The 19,247-nt window shown below is 60.0% G+C and carries 17 protein-coding genes; 10 read left to right on the top strand and 7 right to left on the bottom strand.

The annotated features are described in order from the left end of the window. Positions 1-74: 74 nt before the first annotated feature. The 5 genes from HNR62_RS00435 to HNR62_RS00455 all read right to left on the bottom strand — a co-directional run bounded on the left by HNR62_RS00435 (position 75) and on the right by HNR62_RS00455 (position 6,289). Positions 75-1,973 carry a putative bifunctional diguanylate cyclase/phosphodiesterase gene (locus HNR62_RS00435; RefSeq protein ID WP_338044056.1) on the bottom strand — a complete coding sequence of 633 codons (1,899 nt, stop codon included), beginning with the start codon at positions 1,971-1,973 and terminating at the stop codon, positions 75-77. Positions 1,974-1,975: 2 nt separating this feature from the next. Then, positions 1,976-2,515 (bottom strand): putative pterin-binding protein, encoded by a 540-nt coding sequence (locus tag HNR62_RS00440; RefSeq protein WP_204794125.1) that lies wholly within the window; start codon positions 2,513-2,515, stop codon positions 1,976-1,978. A gap of 350 nt (positions 2,516-2,865) precedes the next feature. Then, positions 2,866-4,809 carry a bifunctional metallophosphatase/5'-nucleotidase gene (locus HNR62_RS00445; protein WP_204794126.1) on the bottom strand — a complete coding sequence of 648 codons (1,944 nt, stop codon included), beginning with the start codon at positions 4,807-4,809 and terminating at the stop codon, positions 2,866-2,868. 40 nt (positions 4,810-4,849) lie between these two features. Further along, entirely contained in the window at positions 4,850-5,719 is an 870-nt protein-coding gene (gene purU, locus HNR62_RS00450) for a formyltetrahydrofolate deformylase (RefSeq protein WP_204794127.1), read from the bottom strand. Between the two features lie 87 nt (positions 5,720-5,806). Next, positions 5,807-6,289: a GNAT family N-acetyltransferase gene (locus HNR62_RS00455; protein ID WP_204794128.1), complete on the bottom strand. Its 483-nt coding sequence runs from the start codon at positions 6,287-6,289 to the stop codon at positions 5,807-5,809. A 225-nt stretch (positions 6,290-6,514) separates the two neighbouring features. Between HNR62_RS00455 and HNR62_RS00460 the strand changes: the two genes are divergently transcribed. The 4 genes from HNR62_RS00460 to trhO all read left to right on the top strand — a co-directional run bounded on the left by HNR62_RS00460 (position 6,515) and on the right by trhO (position 11,565). Next, positions 6,515-7,165, top strand: a complete 651-nt coding sequence (locus HNR62_RS00460) for a phosphoribosyltransferase (protein ID WP_204794129.1) — start codon at positions 6,515-6,517, stop codon at positions 7,163-7,165. 361 nt (positions 7,166-7,526) lie between these two features. Then, positions 7,527-8,780, top strand: a complete 1,254-nt coding sequence (locus HNR62_RS00465; RefSeq protein ID WP_204794130.1) for a lytic murein transglycosylase — start codon at positions 7,527-7,529, stop codon at positions 8,778-8,780. 229 nt (positions 8,781-9,009) lie between these two features. Then, positions 9,010-10,398 carry an L-cystine transporter gene (locus HNR62_RS00470; RefSeq protein WP_204794131.1) on the top strand — a complete coding sequence of 463 codons (1,389 nt, stop codon included), beginning with the start codon at positions 9,010-9,012 and terminating at the stop codon, positions 10,396-10,398. A 177-nt stretch (positions 10,399-10,575) separates the two neighbouring features. After that, positions 10,576-11,565 (top strand): oxygen-dependent tRNA uridine(34) hydroxylase TrhO, encoded by a 990-nt coding sequence (gene trhO, locus HNR62_RS00475; protein ID WP_204794132.1) that lies wholly within the window; start codon positions 10,576-10,578, stop codon positions 11,563-11,565. 26 nt (positions 11,566-11,591) lie between these two features. Here trhO and rarD read toward each other — a convergent pair whose 3' ends face one another. Both rarD and HNR62_RS00485 read right to left on the bottom strand, forming a co-directional pair. Further along, positions 11,592-12,482, bottom strand: coding sequence for an EamA family transporter RarD (gene rarD / locus HNR62_RS00480; protein ID WP_204794133.1), 891 nt, complete (start codon positions 12,480-12,482; stop codon positions 11,592-11,594). Positions 12,483-12,703: 221 nt separating this feature from the next. After that, the gene (locus HNR62_RS00485) at positions 12,704-13,435 is read right to left on the bottom strand and encodes a UTRA domain-containing protein (protein ID WP_204794134.1); all 732 of its coding nucleotides are present in this window, start codon (positions 13,433-13,435) and stop codon (positions 12,704-12,706) included. Positions 13,436-13,632: 197 nt separating this feature from the next. Here HNR62_RS00485 and HNR62_RS00490 point away from each other — a divergent pair, with 197 nt between their 5' ends. From HNR62_RS00490 to HNR62_RS00515, 6 genes are read left to right on the top strand one after another with little or no spacing between them, the layout of a single operon-like run. Further along, entirely contained in the window at positions 13,633-14,685 is a 1,053-nt protein-coding gene (locus HNR62_RS00490) for an ABC transporter substrate-binding protein (protein WP_204794135.1), read from the top strand. A 3-nt stretch (positions 14,686-14,688) separates the two neighbouring features. Next, complete coding sequence (locus HNR62_RS00495; RefSeq protein ID WP_204794136.1) at positions 14,689-15,492, top strand: alkaline phosphatase family protein; 804 nt, start codon at positions 14,689-14,691, stop codon at positions 15,490-15,492. Between the two features lie 14 nt (positions 15,493-15,506). Next, positions 15,507-16,370, top strand: coding sequence for an ABC transporter permease (locus tag HNR62_RS00500; protein ID WP_239552511.1), 864 nt, complete (start codon positions 15,507-15,509; stop codon positions 16,368-16,370). Continuing rightward, complete coding sequence (locus HNR62_RS00505; RefSeq protein ID WP_204794138.1) at positions 16,363-17,154, top strand: ABC transporter permease; 792 nt, start codon at positions 16,363-16,365, stop codon at positions 17,152-17,154. Before HNR62_RS00500 ends, HNR62_RS00505 begins: the two co-directional genes overlap by 8 nt. Further along, entirely contained in the window at positions 17,154-18,170 is a 1,017-nt protein-coding gene (locus HNR62_RS00510) for an ABC transporter ATP-binding protein (RefSeq protein WP_204794139.1), read from the top strand. Before HNR62_RS00505 ends, HNR62_RS00510 begins: the two co-directional genes overlap by 1 nt. After that, positions 18,170-18,823: an HAD family hydrolase gene (locus HNR62_RS00515; protein WP_204794140.1), complete on the top strand. Its 654-nt coding sequence runs from the start codon at positions 18,170-18,172 to the stop codon at positions 18,821-18,823. The genes HNR62_RS00510 and HNR62_RS00515 overlap by 1 nt, the downstream gene beginning before the upstream one ends. Positions 18,824-19,247: the final 424 nt, after the last annotated feature.

A 19,247-nucleotide genomic window follows, 5' to 3' on the forward strand; every position in this document is an offset into this window, starting at 1 on the left:
CGCCCCTGCTCACACTTGCCGCTTGTATCAGCATGAATGAACAGGATCGGGAAGGGATAGGTATCGGAGTCGCCTTACGCGATACGGGTATGCTGGTGCTTGCCTTGCTGCAAGAGGTCGCTCATGTCTTCGACCGGCATGGGCCTGGCCAGCAGATACCCCTGCCCCAGCTCACAGCCCAGCGATTGCAGCTGCGCCTGCTGCTCGGGTGACTCTATGCCTTCGGCGGTGACCTTCATATCCAAACTCTCGGCCAGCGAAATAATGGTTTTGACCAGGCTAACGGCCTTGGGATCCGTCGCCAGGTCGGCCACAAAGGACTTGTCTATCTTGAGTTTGTTGAGCGGTAGCTGGCGCAGGTGGCTGAACGAGGAATAACCGGTACCGAAATCATCCAGGGCTATCTGTATGCCCAGTTTACGCAGTTCCTGCAGGGTATCGAGCGAGCCGGCGGTATCCCACAGGCTGGTGTCTTCGGTGATTTCCAGCACCAGGGTCGAGGCATCGAGACCGGTGTCGAGCAGTACCCGGCTGACCGTATGCGCCAGCGCTCCGTCCATAAAGATGGTGGGGCTGATATTGACGTTCACCTTCAGCCAGTCGTAGCCGGCCTGGTGCCACCGGTGCAGCTGCCGACAGGACTGCGACAGCACCCAGTCATTCAGCCGGTGCGCCAGCCCATGCTGTTCGGCCACCGCTATTATCTCCAGTGGGCTGATGGTACCGAAGTCTCTCGAGTGCCAGCGTAACAGGGCTTCCACCGACTCGATGGCCCCGTTGTGCAGCCGATATATCGGCTGGAAATACAGCGCCAACTGATCCTGTTCAATCGCGACCTGCAAGGCCACCGCCAGTTTTTGCCGGCGCAGTCGTCGCTCGTCCATGCCCGGCTCAAACATCTGCACCATGGTCTTGCGGCTGTGTTTGGCGTAATACATGGCGGTATCCGCATGGCTCAACAATTCCGTGGCCGTAGTGCCGTGCTCGGGATAGAGGCTGGTGCCGATACAGGCCTGGGGAGACAAACAGCCGTCGGGCAATTGCACCTCGCGCGACAGCGACCGCGATAACCGCTCCGCCATCAGTCCGGCGTCTTCCGGAGACGCCAACCGCTGGACGACCACGAATTCATCCCCGCCCAGCCGGGCCACCTGGCCATCAGCACCTATGGTGTCACGCAAACGGACAGAAATCTCCCGCAGCAGGCAGTCCCCCACTTCGTGGCCCAGGCTGTCGTTGATGGCCTTGAAGCTGTTCAAATCGACCATGTGCACCGCCAGCTGTCCCTTGTCCCGCTGGGCACGGTTCAGGGCCTGGTTCATCATCTGATAGAAAAACATGCGATTGGGCAGACCGGTGAGCATGTCGTGATAGGCCAGATAGCGATTACGGCGGTTTTCCCGCACCAGAAGCCACAGCATGAGGCCGCCGCTCAGCAGCAGGCCGGCCAGATACAGGCTGGAGTGCAAACGCAGGTTCTCGGTAACATCAAGCTGGCGCCAGATATGATTGCCGGAAAAGTTGTCGACGTTGATTTCCCGGGCCAGCTTGCGAAAGTGCGACAGCTCCTGTCGCAGCGCCAGTATCCCGGCCCTGTCATCCGCCCGCAGCGCATAAACCCGATCTTCCCAGCCCTCCAGCTGCCGAGCAAAGCTGTCCAGCATCGGCATCACCCCCGGCTGCTCACGCACCGGGCGGTTTTCTTTCCCCTGCAGCAGGGTGTTAACTCGACTCCACAACAACTCGAAGCGCAGCCGGACATGGTCTTCGTCGGCGGTATGGGCTGCCAGTGCCGTCAGCGACTGATCAAACTGGAGTACTTCCTTTTCCAGCTCGGAGCTGGCCCAGCCAACGGCCTTGACGGTGGCCGACACGTAGCGCACCACTTCCAGATCCCGGTTGTAGCTGTACAGCGAGCTGGCGCCGAATAACAGCGCTATGATGGTGAGGCTAATCAGCTTGAAAGAATTCACCGTCAGCGCGCATCCAGCGTCTTCAACTGCCAGATCAGCAGTTCATGATAACGTTTGGTATTGAAGCGGGGATTATCCGACAGGGGCAACATCAGCCACACCGGCCCCTTATGCCGTATTTTCATCGGTTGGCCGTTCTGGTGCGTCGCCAGCAGCAAGGGGAGCTCTACCACCAGCTCCCTTTCGATATCATGATAGTAATCGTTCAGAGCCACCGCCCTGACTTCGCTACCCTCGGCCCCCACTCGCCGCAGCAGCTCACTCAGCAGCACACCGCGAAAATGATGTTTCTGATCCGTCCAGGGAGTCGTGGTGCTGAATTCATGCTGCGGCAAGGCCGACAGCATCTCCATATCGAATTCGGCCCTGCCGGCGGCATTGGTCACGGCAAGTTTGCCGGTCACGGTCAAGATCACCCGCCCCTGTGGCACCGGCAGGGGAGCGGCGGCAAACAACAGGGAGCTCCAGGCAGACAGCAGCAGGCCAAGGGTTAACATCGACCAGAAGCGGCGGCCCCGTACTTCAGGCATGGCTGGCTTCATGGTGCGACTCCCAAAAAAGACTCAATAACGTATTCAAACATATCAGATTTTTTGATAACAATTTTTTAATATCAATGTGGTTGATGGCGAGTCTGACAGGATTGAAAATCGATGTCGAGTCCGAGCCGCCATCGATCATGCACTCACCCTGCAGCCCGACCGGGCTTTGATTCCACTTGAATCCATCTTCGGTTTCCAGAATCAGCCGCTCAAGATCCAAACAGATCTCAACACCCTCTCGTCGATGAAAAGATGGCCACATTCGTTAACAAACAGTCTTGTTAACAAACAGTCTTTTTAACAAACAAGTCTCGTTAACCACAAGCCCGGTCTGACCGGGCTTGTGGTATTCACAGTCTGTTGAGGGTCACGCCCGATTCGGGCAATGCCGTCAGTACCGGCCGCCGCTCTCGTACATAATCGATAAAGGCCCGGGCATCGGTGCTACAGGCGACCCTGGCCGTTTTGCAGTTCAAGGGCTGATTGATGTAGTGCACCTCTATGGTCCCCTGCCCGTTTTTGCTCAGCCGAGCCACCGGAAACACCCTCGGCTTGCCATTGACAAACGCCAGATCCAGCCGGTCGGTAAACGCCTGCTGTGAATCAAACAGCGTGTGCCAACCATCGTTGCCGGACGCATGGTAGCCATTCAGCGCCACCTGATAGCGGACATCCGGTTCAATTCGCTGCCACTGGCCGTTATCCAGATATTCGATGCGGTTGAGGTAACCCCGTCCCCGGCTGGTTTCGTTAAAGGTATAACGCAGCCCGGCGCCATAGGGGAATCTGCCGGTATGCGCGGCCGAGGACAAAGCAGTGTTAATGGTTTCCAGCAACAAGCCCGCCACCTGACGACCGGTGAGCGACACCAGACTGATGGGGTTGGCGAAGGGCAACAGCTCCAGGCCGACATTGCCCTCCTTGAGCGCGCCCGGCTCCAGGCTGTTGCGCACCGAACCCGCGGCCACCAGGGCAAAATCGGCACGGCGGCCGGTCACCGCCTGTACCGGCGGGGTATTGACCCAGTACAACTGGCTGGCCGCCACCAGGGGGGCCAGCCGAGAGCCCTTGCCATCGACCGGCAGCCGCACATGCGTTAACGGAAAAGGCACATGACCGATGACGTCGCCGTAGGCTTTGCTCAGCGCCGGACGATATTTTTCATCGATATGGGCGCGCAGCGCCGGGTCTTCCGCCACCATGCTGATATTCGGCTTGGCCTCGATGGCGGCCGCCACTCGCTGCTGTTGTGCCTCGTTCAACCTGTGGTGATCACCCCGGCGAATATCACGGTAGAAGACGTTGTCCGACAACAGGGTGTTACCCCCTTCACAGTGGCTGACCCTGCCATCGGGGGTAAAGGTGACAGCCACCTGCCCCATGGCCTGGGCAAACCGGCCGGCCTGCACCACACAGGTAGTGCCGAGCCCGTCCGGATTATTGAACCGACGGGCATAGGGCTCGCCGTCATCCCAGCCGAGGTGGCTGAAGTCACCGAGCAAACGGTGAGAATGGCCGCCGACGATCACGTCGATGCCATTGACCTTCCGGGCCAGTCGCTGATCTCGCTCCAGCCCCAGGTGGGTCACCGCCACTATGTATTTCACGCCCTGCTCGCGCAGGCTATTGACGGTATGCTGAGCGCTGTTGACTTCCCGCTCGAAACGCAGATTACCGATATTAGGGCTAAAGTTGGCCATGTCTTCCAGCACCAGCCCCATCACCGCCACCACAGGACGCTTGCCGGCGTCCTCGACGCTCTCTATCCGCTCTTTTTCATGACCGTCGAAGGCATAGAGAACATAGGGCTTGAGATTGTCCAGACCATTCAGATCCGGATCCTGGCCGGCATCCAGATTGGCGGCCAGCACCGGAAAGTTGACGCTCTGGATAAAGGCGGACAGGCGGCCGTTGTCGAGATCAAATTCATGATTGCCCAGCGCCATGGCATCCAGCTGCATTCGGCTCAGCACGTCGGCGTTCATGGCACCCCGGTTGAGTGTGAAATAGCCGGTTCCCTGCCAGGCATCTCCGCCGTGTACAAACAGCAACGGCTGATCGGCCTCCTGCGCCTGCTGGCGCAGTGCATTGACATGACTCAGCAGCCGGGGGTGACCGCCCAGACGGGTAAACACCGCCGTGTTGCCCAGCGTGAGTCGTGCATCGGTCGGGTCAAAATGCGAATGGGTATCGTTGATATGGGCCAGGGTCAGGGTAAAGGGCTGCTCCGGTGGCTTGCCGGCACAGCCTGTCAGGGCCAGCGCCAGCAAGCCGGCCAATAAGGTTTTGTTCATCTGTGAAGAAGCTCCGCTAGAGATGGGATCTGTGCCCGGCTCAGTGGGTAAAAACCACCGTCTTGCCGTTATGCAGAAAGACCCGACGCTCGATATGATATTGCACCGCACGGGCCAGGGTCATGCACTCGATATCCTGGCCCCTGGCGGTTAACTGCTCCGGATAATGGCTGTGATCCACCACTTCCACCCCCTGGGTGATGATGGGGCCTTCATCCAGATCGTTATTGATGTAGTGCGCCGTGGCCCCCACCAGCTTGACCCCTTTGTCGTAAGCCTGGTGATAGGGCTTTTCGCCTCTGAAACCGGGCAGCAAGGAATGGTGAATATTGATGGCCTTGCCGGTCAGGGCCGCGCACAGCTCGGGGCTCAGTACCTGCATGTAACGCGCCAGCACCACCAGATCGGCTTCGCATTCATTGATGACGCCACGCACCTGCTCTTCCTGTTCGGCTCTGTTGTCATCGTTCACCGGCAGGTGATAGTAGGGAATATGGTGCCAGTCGGCCAGCCGCTGCAAATCCGGGTGGTTGGAAATGATGGCCGGGATTTCGATGGCCAGTTGCCCGGTGCGATAACGATAGAGCAGGTCGTTAAGACAATGATCGAGCCGGGAGACCATGATCACCACATTGGGCCTTAATTCGGTGGCGACCAGTTCCCATTGCATCTCGAATTGAGCGGCTCTGGGCTGCAGGCCGCGCTGAAAACCCGCCTCGTCAAAGGGCGTCGTCCGGGGCGGACGAAATTCCACTCGAATGAAGAAGTGCCCACTCAGCACATCGTCGAAGGTCTGCATTTCCACCACATAGCAACCCTGCTCGCGCAGGTAGCGGGTCACTACGTCTACTGTGCCCAGACTACCCGGACAATGAGCGGTCAGATAATAGGTGTCTTTCGGCTTGGCCACTGGTGATCTCCTACCCCGGAATAAATGAAATCGCCCCTCGGCGGGGGTGCCGCTATTCTGCGGCAAACGTCTGGCTGACGCCAGTATTCAGACGGTCTGCAAGGGCAATGCTTTTTCCATGACAAAGCGGGTAAATTGCTGGTCCGCCCTCACTACCAGATGTTGATCTATCAGCCGGTATCCGCGCTGCTCGAATACGGGTCGAGACAGCAGGCTGGCATCGGTGCGCAAACGGGCCACGCCACGACGAGCGGACTCCTGTTCTATGTCATCACACAGCCGTCCGGCCAGGCCGCGCCCGGCATGACCGGCCAGCACGTACAAGAGCGCCAGGTGATCATCGGGATACAGGGTCGCAAAGGCCACCGGTATCTGATAAAACGCCATGACCCGGGTATAACCGGTCTGCACCAGGGTTCTGAAGTCGGTGGGGTACAGATAGGGGAATGACGCCCATAACGATACCTGTGCATCACTGTAGCCTCGCCGCCCCTGCTCCATCACCGCATCGTGATAGATCAACTCCAGGCTGCTGAGGTCGGTTTCCTTAAAATCTCTCATCAGATACATAACAGCTCCGACAGAATATTCGTCTGACAGTCTCGTCAGTGTTTGGCAATGCGCCCGGGCAAGCCCGGGCACTGCAACCGCAGCTCGCGCCATTAACGCCGGCTCGTGAGGTCCTCGTGAAGTCGATGATATCAAAGCTCGGCGCCACTATCTGCCTGCCCTGCCGGATTAATCCGGGTGTTTTGCTTGTTTTGCTATTGTTAGGTCATGAGTCTGAGCAGGAGCATGAAATTGTCGTCTTTTCCCAACCGACGCGCCGCCGGCCAGGCACTGGCCAGGCTGGTGCTGCATTATCGCGATGTACCCGATTTGCAGGTATTGGGCCTGCCCCGCGGCGGGGTACCGGTGGCGTTTGAAGTGGCGAAGGCTCTGGGTGCGCCGCTCGATGTGCTGCTGGTACGCAAGCTTGGCTACCCCGGGCATCCGGAGCTGGCCATGGGCGCCATCGCCTCGGGCGATATCATGATACTCAACCCCGGCATCACCCGGTATGCCGATATCGGTCAGTCCGACATCGATGCCGTCATCCGGCGCGAGCAGGCCGAATTGCAACGCCGGGAACAGCTCTATCGCGGCCAGTCCGCACCGCTTGCGTTGGCTGGCGCCCATGTGCTGCTGGTGGACGATGGCCTGGCTACCGGGGCCACCATGGAAGCGGCAATACGGGCGGTGCGCAAGCAGGCGCCGGCTCATATCGGCGTGGCGGTACCGGTCGGCTCCACCGAGGCGGCGGCACGGATTAACGCCCTGGCGGACGAGTTTATCGCCCTGATCATGAGTGACGACTTCGGCTCGGTCGGCCAGTTCTACGACGACTTCGGCCAGACCAGTGACAGTGAGGTCTGCGAACTGCTGGCCAGGGCGGCCCGCCGTTAAGTCCCTTCGGCGTTCTCTGTTATCGCCTTTTGAATACCGGGTTATACACAGATAGCACCAACAGGCGACACTTTAAGTAATCCCGTATAGCAGGTGGTTCTGTCGTCATTCCCGCGAAGGCGGGAATCCAGGACCTGTGGCCCAGAACTGTCCGTCTGCGAACCGTTTGCAAAGAAACTGGACCCCCGCCTTCGCGAGGGTGACGATCAAGGTTCGAGATGGGTATGGCTATCAAACAGCTCGATTGTTTAATTGCATGGCATCAAGCAGCGGTAAAATATCCGGGGGCTCTTTCATTTTTACGGGCTTGGGATATGCTGCCGGTCACGCTGTAAATAATAACGCCAACAGACGGGAAAACATGTTCAAACGACGCTATATCAGTGCACTGGTGATCGGTGCCGCCCTCAGCGGCTGCGCCGGTCGGGCCAGTACCGCACCACAGACCGGGGCCCTGCCACAGCAAGCGACCGCCGCCCAAACCAGCCAGGCGGAGCTGGCGGCGTTTGCCGCCTGGCGCCATGATTTTCGCCGCCGCGCCCTGGCAAAGGGTATCAAGCCTGCGGTGTTCGACCGCGCCTTCGAGGGCGTATCACTCAGCCGGCAGGTTATCAAGCTGGACGGTGGTCAGGCCGAATTTACCCGACAAATCTGGGATTATCTGGATACGGCTACCTCGGCGACCCGCGTCAGTACCGGTCGCCAGAAATGGGAGACGCTGAACCCCACACTTCAGGCGATAGAAGAACGCTATGGCGTGGATGCCAAGGTGGTGATGTCCATCTGGGGCATGGAAACCAACTACGGCTCCTATCGCGGCAACACCGGCACTATAGAAGGGCTGGCCACCCTGGCCTTCGAAGGACGGCGGCGCACCTTTGCCGAGGCGCAGCTGATCGCGGCCTTGCAGATACTGCAGGCGGGGGATGTCAGCCCCGAAAAAATGCGCGGCTCCTGGGCCGGTGCCATGGGCCATACCCAGTTCATGCCCACCAGCTATCTGGAATACGCCCAGGACTTTACCGGCGACGGCAAACGGGACATCTGGTCCGAAGATCCCACCGATGCCCTCGCCTCCACCGCGGCCTATCTGTCCCGCTTTGGCTGGCAACAGGGTGCCCCCTGGGGGATAGAAATCCGGCTGCCGGCCGGGTTTGATTATGCCGCCGCCGATCAGAACCACCTCAAGCCGGTCGCCTACTGGCGCAGTCTGGGCATCACCACCGTTAACGGCCGGCCGCTGCCGGACCATGGCGAGGCCGCTATACTGGTGCCCGCCGGCGCCCGTGGCCCGGCCTTCGCCATCTTCAACAACTTCAAGGTGATCCGCCGCTACAACAACGCCACCGCCTATGCCATGGCGGTGGGGCATCTGGCCGACAAACTGGCCGGTGGCAGTGAATTCCGCTCCCCCTGGCCCCGGGATGAACGCGCCCTGAGTCGGGCAGAAAAAGAAGAGCTGCAGCGCAGACTGACCGCCAGGGGCTTCGATACCAAAGGGAGCGATGGCGTCATTGGTCCCAACACCATCGGCGCCATCCGTGCCTATCAGCAGTCTGTCGGCCAGGTGGCGGACGGTTATGCCAGCGCGACACTGCTGAAGCAACTGCGTTAATTTCCTCGGCAGGGTTCCGTTCACCGTTCACCGTTCACCACAGGACCCTGCCCCTTTTACGCCTACTGCCATATTGTTTATATTTAATGCAACTCCATGCTTTCACAGCAGTTTACTGTCACTTAATACACAATTATTCATAACCCATAACCAAATCGATTAACGATTGTGTCGGATCTACTGGTAGCATCGCCCACAATCGATATTATTTTATGTTCATGGAGTCCTTATGCTGATTGTGTTATTCAATCTGGCGGTATTTCTATTACTGATGGTGCTGCTGGGTAAACTGGCCCGTCGCGGCCAGTCCCTTTCCCGCCAGGTGCTGACCGGTCTGGTGTTCGGTGTGACCGCCGGTTTCATCATGCAGACGCTGTATGACGCCAATACCATTGCCCGCACCCTGGAATGGGTCAACGTGGTCGGTGGCGGTTACGTTCGCCTGCTGCAGATGATAGTGATACCGCTGGTGCTGGTGTCCATTCTCGGCGCCGTGTCCCGTCTGCACAACGCCACCTCGCTCGGCAAGATCAGCGTGCTGACTCTGGGTGTCTTGTTGTTTACCACCGCCATCTCGGCGCTGGTCGGCGTCTTTGTCACCCACAGCTTCGGCCTCAATGCCGCCGATCTGGTGCAGGGTGCCCGCGAACTGGCCCGCGCCGAGCAGCTGGAAGCCCGGGTAGCCAGCGTGGCCAACCTGTCGATGCCGCAGTTGCTGGTGTCCTTTATTCCGCGCAACCCCTTCGCCGACATGACCGGCGCCAGCCCCACCGCCATTATCGGGGTGGTGATTTTCGCCGTCTTCCTCGGTCTGGCCACCCTGTCGCTGCTGAAAGACGAGCCCGAACTGGGCCGCCGGGTCATCGGCGGCATCGAAGCCTTGCAGGCGCTGGTGATGCGCCTGGTTCGTCTGGTGATGAAGCTGACGCCCTACGGCGTCATGGCATTGATGACCAAGGTCATCGCCGGCTCCAATCTGCAGGATGTCATCAGCCTGGGCGGCTTCTTGCTGGCCTCTTACCTCGCCATCGCCATCATGTTCGTGATCCACGGCCTGTTGCTGACCTTTGTCGGCGTGAATGCCAAACGCTTCTTCACCAAGGTATGGCCGGTACTGGCCTTCGCCTTTACCAGCCGCTCCAGCGCCGCCACCATACCGCTGAACGTGCAGGCCCAGACCCACAAGCTGGGTGTGCCGGAAAGCATCGCCAACTTCTCTGCCTCTTTCGGGGCCACCATAGGCCAGAACGGCTGTGCGGGTATCTACCCTGCCATGCTGGCGGTGATGATAGCGCCCACCATGGGCATCGATGTGCTGGATCCGCTGTGGCTGGCTACCCTGGTCGGCGTCATTACCCTCGCCTCCTTCGGCGTGGCCGGTGTGGGCGGTGGCGCTACCTTCGCCGCCCTGATAGTGCTGCCGATCATGGGTATGCCGGTGGCGCTGGCCGCCCTGCTTATCTCCATCGAGCCGCTGATCGACATGGCGCGCACCGCGCTCAACGTCAATGGTTCCATGACCGCCGGCGCCATCAGCAGCAAGCTGCTGGGCCAGACCGACGAAGCGGTATTCAACCGGAATGACGAAGCCGACAGCGCGGTACCCGCCGCCGGTTAAGCGCAACCTTGCCTATACAACGGCGCCTGCAGGCGCCGTTTTTGTGTCTGCTCCATCACCCACGGGTGCAGGCCCGCGAAAAAATTTGCTATCATGCGCGCCCTGTCAGGTCATGCTCTGCGAGTGTGGCCACGAATCTTTGCTTGATACAGCGCATGGCCGGCGCTGGAGGAAACCATGTCTCAGTTTGTTGTTTGTGCCCTCTATAAATTCGTTACCCTGGACCACCACGACGCGCTGCGCGAGCCGCTGCAGTCGATGCTGGAAGCCGAACAGATCCGCGGTACCCTGCTGCTGGCAAGTGAGGGCATCAACGGCACCGTGGCCGGCTCCCGCGCCGCCATCGACCGGCTCAAGGTCTGGTTTGATGCCGACGCCCGTTTCAAGGGTATCGATTACAAGGAATCCCTCAGCGAAGAGCAGCCTTTCTATCGCACCAAGGTCAAGCTGAAGAAGGAAATCGTGACCCTGGGTGTGGAAGGCATAGATCCCAAACGGGTGGTGGGTACCTATGTGGCCCCCAAAGACTGGAATGCGCTGATCTCGGATCCGGACGTGGTGCTGGTGGATACCCGCAACGACTATGAAGTGGACATCGGGACCTTCAAGGGGGCCCTCAACCCCAATACCGAGAGCTTTCGCGAGTTTCCCGAGTACGTCAAAAACAACCTGGACCCGGCCAGACACAAGAAAGTCGCCATGTTCTGCACCGGCGGCATTCGCTGTGAAAAAAGCACCGCCTATCTCAAGGAGCAGGGCTTCGACGAAGTCTACCACCTGCATGGCGGCATCCTGAAGTACCTGGAAGAAGTGCCGGAGCAGGAGTCGCTATGGCAGGGCGAGTGCTTCGTGTTCGACAATCGAGTAACGGTAGATCACCAGCTGCAGCCAGGCCAGTATCAGCTGTGCTCCGCCTGCCGGGCACCGCTGTCGCCGGACGATCTGCAAAGCCCGCACTACCAGCACGGCCTGAGCTGCCCGCACTGTCATGACCAGCAGACCCCCGAGCAACAGCGCCGTTATGCCGAACGCGAGCACCAGCTGCAACTGGCCCGGGCCCGGGGCCAGGCCCATATCGGCAGCGATGCGGTGGCCAATGCCGAGCAACGCCGGGCCGAGAAGCAGGCGCGCAAGCTGGAGCAGCAACAAAAGAACAAAACGGCGTAAGGCGCCAGGCCTGAGGCCTCGAAAACTTAATGGAAGGGGTAGCGCCGAAACGCCAGCAGCTTGCGCACCCCTTCCAGCACCAGCAGGCCCACCGCTATCCAGATGGCGATGTAGGTTGGCCACTCCTCCTCGGCGATGCTCTCGCCCAGCGCCAGCGATACCAGCACCAGCAGTATCGGCTCTACATAACCGAGCAGGCCGAACAGACTGAACGTCAGGCGGCGACTGGCCAGAATGTAGCATATCAGCGCCAGGGCGCTGATCATGCCCAGCCCCACCACCAGCAGATACAACAAGGGTCGCTCGCCAAAGGCCGCCAGGGGTGCCTCCATCGAGAAGACAAACCAGGCCGCGACGGGGATCAACAACAGCATGTCACACCAGAGGCCGCCGAGGTTGTCGCTACCCAGCCAGCGGCGCCAGACAAAATACAGCGGATAGCCGATGGCCACGACCAGGGTTTCCCAGGAAATACCGCCCGCCTGCCACAATTCATTGCTCACGCCCACGGCGGCGCAGGCCACCGCCAGCCATTGCAGTCGGGTCGGCCGCTCCTGATAGACAAAGCGGCCGATCAGAACCAGCGCCAGCGGCATCATGAAGTAGCCGAGCGACACCGGCAACCCCCGTCCGTTGATGGGTGCCCACATGAAAATCCACAGCTGCACCCCCATCAGGGCGGCCGACAAGGGTAATCCTATCCATAACAGCGGGCGGTTTTTAAGCTGGGAAAACAGGGAGACCACCAAGCGCCAGTCACCGGTGTAGAGCAGAAACAGGCCGACACAGGGCATGGTCAGCAGCATACGCCAGCCGAACACGACTTCGCCGCTCAGCGGCGTCATCAGGCTGGCGTAATAGTACAGCAGCGCAAACAACACCGACGAAAATACCGACAGCGCAATCCCCTTGGTCACTCTGCATCTCCTCATTTATCTTGATGGTCAACTTTGTGAGCAGGTTAACAGTTTTCAGGTGAAATCTTGAGCTGAGCATTAAAATAAAACCAGAAAATATGCAGGGTCATTCTGCCTGCATCCAGCATGAGTGAGTTGTTTATTACTTAATTAACAGTGATATGAACGAACTTTACCTTTCGGCAACCTCGGGCCTCCTGCTCCGCTGGCAACAAGACTGGTCAGCCGGAAAAGGCGGATTCATGGCTGTCGATGCGAATGCGCACCGCGTCGTGACGCCAGATTTCCCGATCACAGTCAATAATCCGCCCCTGTTGGTCGTAATTGATACGGGTCACCGCCAGCACCGGACTGCCTTCGGCCAGGCTCAGCGCCCGGGCCGCCTCGCCACGGGCGGCGGTGGGGCAGATATCGAACCGGGAGCGACCGTAATGCAGACCATAATGACGCTCATACAGGCGGGTCAGCGACTGGCTCAGATCCTGCTCGTCGATAGCGGGAAAGTACGCGGGGATAAGATAATGCTCGGTATAGAGCACCGGCCGCCGGTCAATACTGCGCAGCCGACAGATGCGCGTCAGCCGGCTAAGCGGCGCCAACGCCATCTCGGATACCAGTTCGGCTGGGGCCAGCACCGATTCGCAACTCAACACGCGAGTGGCCGCCACCCGCTGTTGCGCGGCGACCAGCGCATGAAAATGGGAGCGACTGACCGGGTTGTAAACCAGCCGGGGCCGGGACACAAACCAGCCACGCCGCTCTTCCCGATAAATCAGCCCTTCCGCCTCCAGGTGATGCAGTGCCTCTTTCACCGTGATACGGGTGGTATCAAACAAGTCTGCCAGTTCCCGCTCGGCCGGTAGCTTGTTGCCGGCGGTCAGCGCCTGACTGGTCAGTTGTTGCCGTAGCGTCCTAATAATGGCGGCGCCCTGTGTGGTTCGTTGTTCGCTCATACTCTTGGAATAGTCCAGACAAGATTCATGCCAGTATCACCTCGCTTCATGACAGCGAAATGACATCTTTTATGGGTAAAAATATGGCTAAAAATACGACAAAAACACATTTTATCGCCATAAAACTGTCGTAACACTGTCACAAACCCCCTCTAACATCGGCTTCGAACCTGACCTAGTCCAGAGGATTGGAACCGATGAAGACACTACTGAAAACCTCAAGTCTGCTTGCCCTGGCCCTCGGCACCACGCCGGTGCTGGCCACCGACCTCGCCGAGCTGGAAAGCAAGGCCCGCGCCGAAGGCAAGGTGTACAGCGTCGGCATGCCCGACAGCTGGGCCAACTGGAAAGACACCTGGCGAGATCTGGGTGAACACTACGGCATTCAACATCAGGATACCGACATGAGCTCGGCCCAGGAAATTGCCAAGTTCGCCGCCGAAAAAGACAATGCCACCGCCGATATCGGTGATGTGGGTGCCGCCTTCGGCCCCATCGCCGTGCGTCAGGGGGTCACCCAGGCCTACAAGCCCACCACCTGGGACCAGATCCCCGACTGGGCCAAGGACAAGGACGGCCACTGGATGCTGGGCTACACCGGCACCATCGCCTTTATCGTCAACAACGAGCTGGTAACAAAGGCCCCCACCTCCTGGCAGGATCTGCTGGATGGTGACTACCAGGTCACGGTCGGTGACGTCGGTGTGGCCGCCCAGGCCAACAGCGCCGTGCTGGCCGCCGCCTTTGCCCAGGGCGGGGACGAGTCCAATATCAAACCGGCCCTGGACCTGTTTGCCGAACTGGCGAAACAGGGTCGTCTGTCACCGGTGGATCCCAATATTGCCAACCTGGAAAAAGGCGAAGTGGAAATGGCGATACTGTGGGACTTCAATGCCCTCAACTACCGGGATCAAATCGACCGCGACCGCTTTACCGTGGTGATCCCCAGTGACGGCTCGTTGATTTCCGGCTACGCCACCATCATCAACAAGTATGCCAAACACCCCAATGCCGCCAAGCTGGCCCGGGAATACATACTGAGCGATGCGGGACAAATCAACCTGGCCCGGGGTTATGCCCGCCCCATCCGCAGCACCGTCACCCTACCCGCCGACGTACAGGAAAAGCTGCTGCCCAACGACATGTATGCGGCGGCGCGCCCCATTGCCGATCAGGATGCCTGGGAAAAGAGCACCCGCACCCTGTCCCGCCAGTGGCAGTCCGCCGTGCTGATCCACCAGCAGAGGTAAGACATGAACAAGGTCATACTGGTCGTGATAGACGGCCTGGCCTACGAGGTTGCCCGGGATTGCCTGGGCTACCTTCAGGGTCTGAGCGAAGCCGGTCGCATGACCGGCTACAAGATGCAGTGTGAACTGCCGGCGGTGTCCCGCCCCCTTTACGAATGCATTCTTACCGGCACCCGACCGGTGGACAGCGGCATACTTAACAACGACATGGCCCGCCTCAGCAACCAGCAGAGCATTTTCTCGCTGGCACGCCGGGCAGGGCTGACCACGGCGGCGGCGGCCTATCACTGGGTCAGCGAACTGTATAACCGGGCCCCTTATCAGCCGGTGCGGGATCGCTTTACCCAGAACAGAGACCTGCCGATACAATACGGCCTGTTCTACTCTCAGGATCACTACCCGGACTGCCACCTGCTGCAGGACGCGGAAATACTCCGAACCCGCTTCGACCCGGACTTTTTGCTGATCCACCCCATGAACACCGACGATGCCGGCCACAAGTTCGGCCTGGACTCGCGCCAGTACCGCAACAGCGCCCGGCGTTTCGATCTGCTGCTGGCCGATTACCTGCCGCGCTGGCTGGATGAAGGCTATCAAGTGCTGATCACCAGCGATCACGGCATGAACCGGGATCACATCCACAGCGGTATTTTGCCGGAAGAGCGGGACATCCCCCTGTTTGTGGCCGGCAACGCCTTCAGCCATGACGCCCAGGCCCAACCGCGGCAACTGGATCTGTGCGGCACCATCGCCAGTCTGCTGGGGGCGGCGCACGACAAGACCGAGTGCGAGGGGCTGCTGGCATGAATGATACCGTCACCATGATGCATAACGCTGAATGCGACTCTGTAAGACCCGCCGCCTGGCGGCGTGGCCTGCCGCTGCTGTGGCTGCTGCCTTTTGTGGTGGTGTTCGGCCTGTTTCAACTGGCGCCTATCCTGTGGGTACTGATCAACAGCTTTCAGGCCGGCGGTGAGTGGAGTCTGGCCAATTTCAGGGAGATCCTCGACTCGCCCTTCTATCATCAGTCTTTCGGCAACAGCATCGATCTGGCGCTCTGGTCCAGCCTGCTGGGCCTGCTGATTGCGCTGATCGGTACCGCGGCACTGCGCCAGGTGCCGGGCAAGCTCCAGAATGCGGTGGTGGCCTTTACCACCATGGCCAGCAACTTTTCCGGGGTACCGCTGGCCTTTGCCTTTATCGTGCTGCTCGGCATGAACGGCGCCGTCACCCTGCTGCTGCGTGACGCCGGTCTGATCGAGGGCTTCAACCTCTATTCCCGCAGCGGGCTCATCATCCTCTATACCTACTTCCAGATCCCATTGGCCATATTGCTGCTCTATCCGGCCTTCGACGGCATTCAGAAAGACTGGCGCGAAGCCGCCGCCCTGCTCGGCGCCCGCCCCTGGCAGTACGGGCTGCGGGTGGTATTGCCGGTGCTGACGCCGGCGCTGCTGGGCACCTTTATCATATTGCTGGCCAATGCCCTCGGCGCCTATGCCAGTACCTTTGCGCTGATGACCAGCAACTACAACCTGGTCACCATACAGATATCGGCCCTGGTAGCGGGGGACATTTTCCTCGAACCCCAGCTGGCGGCCGCCCTGTCGTTGCTGCTGATGGTATTGCTGGTGCTGGTCACCGCCGTCAATCAATGGATCATCGGCCGGAGTCGTTATGAATAAGTCGCCCAGGGCCCCGCTGCCGGCCCGGCTCACGGTCGCCGCCCTGGTGCTGCTGCTGGCCGCTCCCATCATCATCACCCTGGTCTATTCCCTGGCCGCCCAGTGGGGGGCCCATATACTGCCCAGCGGTTTTACCCTGGACTGGTATCTGAGTCTCTGGTCGGACAGCCGCTTTCTGGCGGCCTTCGGTCGTTCGCTGCTGGTGTGTCTGGCCGCATTGCTGTTCAGCCTGCTGCTGATACTGCCGACCCTGTTCGTGGTGTTCTACTATTTTCCCCGGCTGAAAGGCGTGATGAACATGGTGATACTGCTGCCGTTCGCGGTGCCGCCGGTGGTCTCCTCGGTCGGGCTGCTGCAGCTGTATGCCGGCGGCCCCCTGCCCCTGGTTGGCGGGCCCTGGATCCTGATCTTCTGCTATTTCACCATCAGCCTGCCCTTCATGTACCGGGCGCTGGCCAACAATCTGGAGGCCATCAAACTGCCGGATCTGATGGACGCGGCCCACCTGCTGGGCGCCGGCACCACCCGCGCCTTTCTGCAGCTGGTGCTGCCCAATATCAGAAACGGCCTGCTGGCCGCGCTGTTTCTGTCTTTCTCTTTCCTGTTCGGAGAATTCGTGTTTGCCAACATGCTGGTGGGCACCCGCTTCGAAACCCTGCAGGTCTACCTGTACAGCCAACGCACCAACAGCGGCCACGTTACCAGCGCCATGGTGATGTCCTATTTCCTCTTTATCGGCCTGGCAACCTGGTTCGCCCTGCGCCTGCAAAAACGGAGCACCTGATGCATTATCTGGAAGTCGCCAACCTGACCAAGTCCTTCAACGACACGCCGGTGTTCAGCAACATCAGTTTCGATATCAGCCAGGGAGAATTCATTACCCTGCTCGGCCCCTCGGGCTGCGGCAAGTCCACCCTGCTGCGCAGCCTGGCGGGGCTGACCACCCCGGATCGGGGACAGATACGGGTGGCCGGGGAAGACATCACCTGGCTCAAGCCACAACAGCGGGGCATCGGCATGGTGTTTCAGAGCTATGCGCTGTTTCCCAACCTGACGGTGGCCGGCAACATCGCCTTCGGCCTCAAGATGCAACGGCTCGATCGGGGCGACATCCGCCGCCGGGTGGCCGAGGCGATGGCGCTGGTCGGCCTGGAAGGGCGCGAAGGCTATTACCCCGCCAGCCTGTCCGGCGGTCAGCGCCAGCGGGTCGCCCTGGCCCGGGCGCTGGTGGTACGGCCGCGCATCCTGCTGCTGGACGAGCCGCTGTCGGCACTGGATGCGCCCATCCGCAAGCATCTGCGCGAGCAAATTCGTGCCATACAACAGCAGTTGAAGCTAACCACCGTGTTCGTGACCCACGATCAGGAAGAAGCGCTGACCCTGTCGGATCGGGTGTTCGTGATGAACAAAGGGCAGATAGTGCAGGCCGGTACCGCCGAGGCGGTCTATACCCGCCCGGCCAACGACTTTGCCGCCGGCTTTATGGGCAACTACAATCTGCTCACGCCCGAGCAGGCAAAACAGCTGCTCGGGCTCGACATCCAGGGCCGGCTGGCGGTTCGCCCCGAGTCCATTTATATTCGCGAGCCCGGCCGGGACTACGGCCCCGCCATGAGTGCCCCGCTCAAGGCCATCGTCGCCAGTCACCAATTGCTGGGCAATGTGATCCGCTACCGCATTCAGGCCGCCGACTGCCTGCTGACGGTGGATCGGCTGAACCGGGGCGCCGACGCCCTGTTGCCGGCCGGCAGCCCGCTGGAACTGGTATTCAACCGCACCGAACTGAAGGAAGTCGCCTGATGCAACTGGCTATTTTTGATCTGGATGAAACCCTGATCGCCGGCGATTCCGCCAGCCTGTGGCTGGCGTTTATGGTGCAACGCAAGCTGGCCCCGGCCGACATACTGGAGCAGGAGCGCCAGCTGATGGCCGCCTATTATCAGGGCCGGATGGACATGGACGCCTACATGGCGCTGACCCTGGCGCCCATCCGGCACTGGCAAGCTCGGGATCTGGCCCCCCTGGTTGACGAGTTTATCGAGCAGGAGATACTGCCGCTGGTGTATCCCGAGGCCCGGGCGCGGCTGGCCTGGCATCGGTCCCAGAACCACGAAATCGTGATTATTTCCGCCACCGGCGAGCACCTGGTCAAGCCCATAGCACGGGCCCTGGGGGTCAATCATGCCATCGGCATCATGCTGGAGCACGACGACGGCGTCTATACCGGCCGCCCCCGTGGCGTATACAGCTACCGGCAAGGCAAGCTGATCCGGCTGCAGGAATGGCTGGAGCAGCAATCATTGAGCCCAACCCATAGCTATGGCTACAGCGACTCGCCGAACGATCTGCCGCTGCTGGAGTTTGTCGATACCCCCTTCGCCATCAATCCGGGCGAGCATCTGGCCCGTATTGCCCGGGAGCGCCACTGGTGCTGCCTGGATTGGGAGCTGTAAGGCTTAGTCACAAGTCTGTCAGCCCGTAAAATAGGCTCAGAGGCAACTGAGTAGCCTCTTCCGACACGCTAAACCGCATCCCTGCGGCGCTCAGCACATGACGTCCGACCGCCAAGGATGGCGGGAGTGTCAGCATTGCAGGAGCCTTTGTTGACCTGTCATGTGATGGTCGGCTGAGGCTATCCCAGCCGCCTCTTTTTAGGCACCAAGTCGTCGGTGACCACCACTGACAGACCACTCCGCTGCCAACGGGAGGACAAAGGGGGGAGCTCAGCCGACCATCCGCGCCACGGATGGCGCGGCTGAGCCCCCATGGATGGGTTTACGGCGTGTCGGAGGAGTTGCGCCCTTTGTCCGATTTTCTGCTGCAACCTGTCAGCGGAAGTCAATAAAAACTTGTGACTAAGAGACAGGCTGTAAGGCT

The sequence above is a fragment of the Oceanisphaera litoralis genome (genome assembly GCF_016907015.1).
Lineage (GTDB): Bacteria > Pseudomonadota > Gammaproteobacteria > Enterobacterales > Aeromonadaceae > Oceanimonas > Oceanimonas litoralis.

Bases quoted from the DNA above. Each gene is read 5' to 3' on its own strand.
- HNR62_RS00440 (WP_204794125.1), bottom strand. From the start codon at position 2,515: ATGAAGCCAGCCATGCCTGAAGTACGGGGCCGCCGCTTCTGGTCGATG.
- HNR62_RS00445 (WP_204794126.1), bottom strand. From the start codon at position 4,809: ATGAACAAAACCTTATTGGCCGGCTTGCTGGCGCTGGCCCTGACAGGC.
- HNR62_RS00455 (WP_204794128.1), bottom strand. From the start codon at position 6,289: ATGTATCTGATGAGAGATTTTAAGGAAACCGACCTCAGCAGCCTGGAG.
- HNR62_RS00460 (WP_204794129.1), top strand. From the start codon at position 6,515: ATGAAATTGTCGTCTTTTCCCAACCGACGCGCCGCCGGCCAGGCACTG.
- HNR62_RS00465 (WP_204794130.1), top strand. From the start codon at position 7,527: ATGTTCAAACGACGCTATATCAGTGCACTGGTGATCGGTGCCGCCCTC.
- HNR62_RS00470 (WP_204794131.1), top strand. From the start codon at position 9,010: ATGCTGATTGTGTTATTCAATCTGGCGGTATTTCTATTACTGATGGTG.
- trhO (WP_204794132.1), top strand. From the start codon at position 10,576: ATGTCTCAGTTTGTTGTTTGTGCCCTCTATAAATTCGTTACCCTGGAC.
- HNR62_RS00485 (WP_204794134.1), bottom strand. From the start codon at position 13,435: ATGAGCGAACAACGAACCACACAGGGCGCCGCCATTATTAGGACGCTA.
- HNR62_RS00490 (WP_204794135.1), top strand. From the start codon at position 13,633: ATGAAGACACTACTGAAAACCTCAAGTCTGCTTGCCCTGGCCCTCGGC.
- HNR62_RS00495 (WP_204794136.1), top strand. From the start codon at position 14,689: ATGAACAAGGTCATACTGGTCGTGATAGACGGCCTGGCCTACGAGGTT.
- HNR62_RS00500 (WP_239552511.1), top strand. From the start codon at position 15,507: ATGATGCATAACGCTGAATGCGACTCTGTAAGACCCGCCGCCTGGCGG.
- HNR62_RS00505 (WP_204794138.1), top strand. From the start codon at position 16,363: ATGAATAAGTCGCCCAGGGCCCCGCTGCCGGCCCGGCTCACGGTCGCC.
- HNR62_RS00510 (WP_204794139.1), top strand. From the start codon at position 17,154: ATGCATTATCTGGAAGTCGCCAACCTGACCAAGTCCTTCAACGACACG.
- HNR62_RS00515 (WP_204794140.1), top strand. From the start codon at position 18,170: ATGCAACTGGCTATTTTTGATCTGGATGAAACCCTGATCGCCGGCGAT.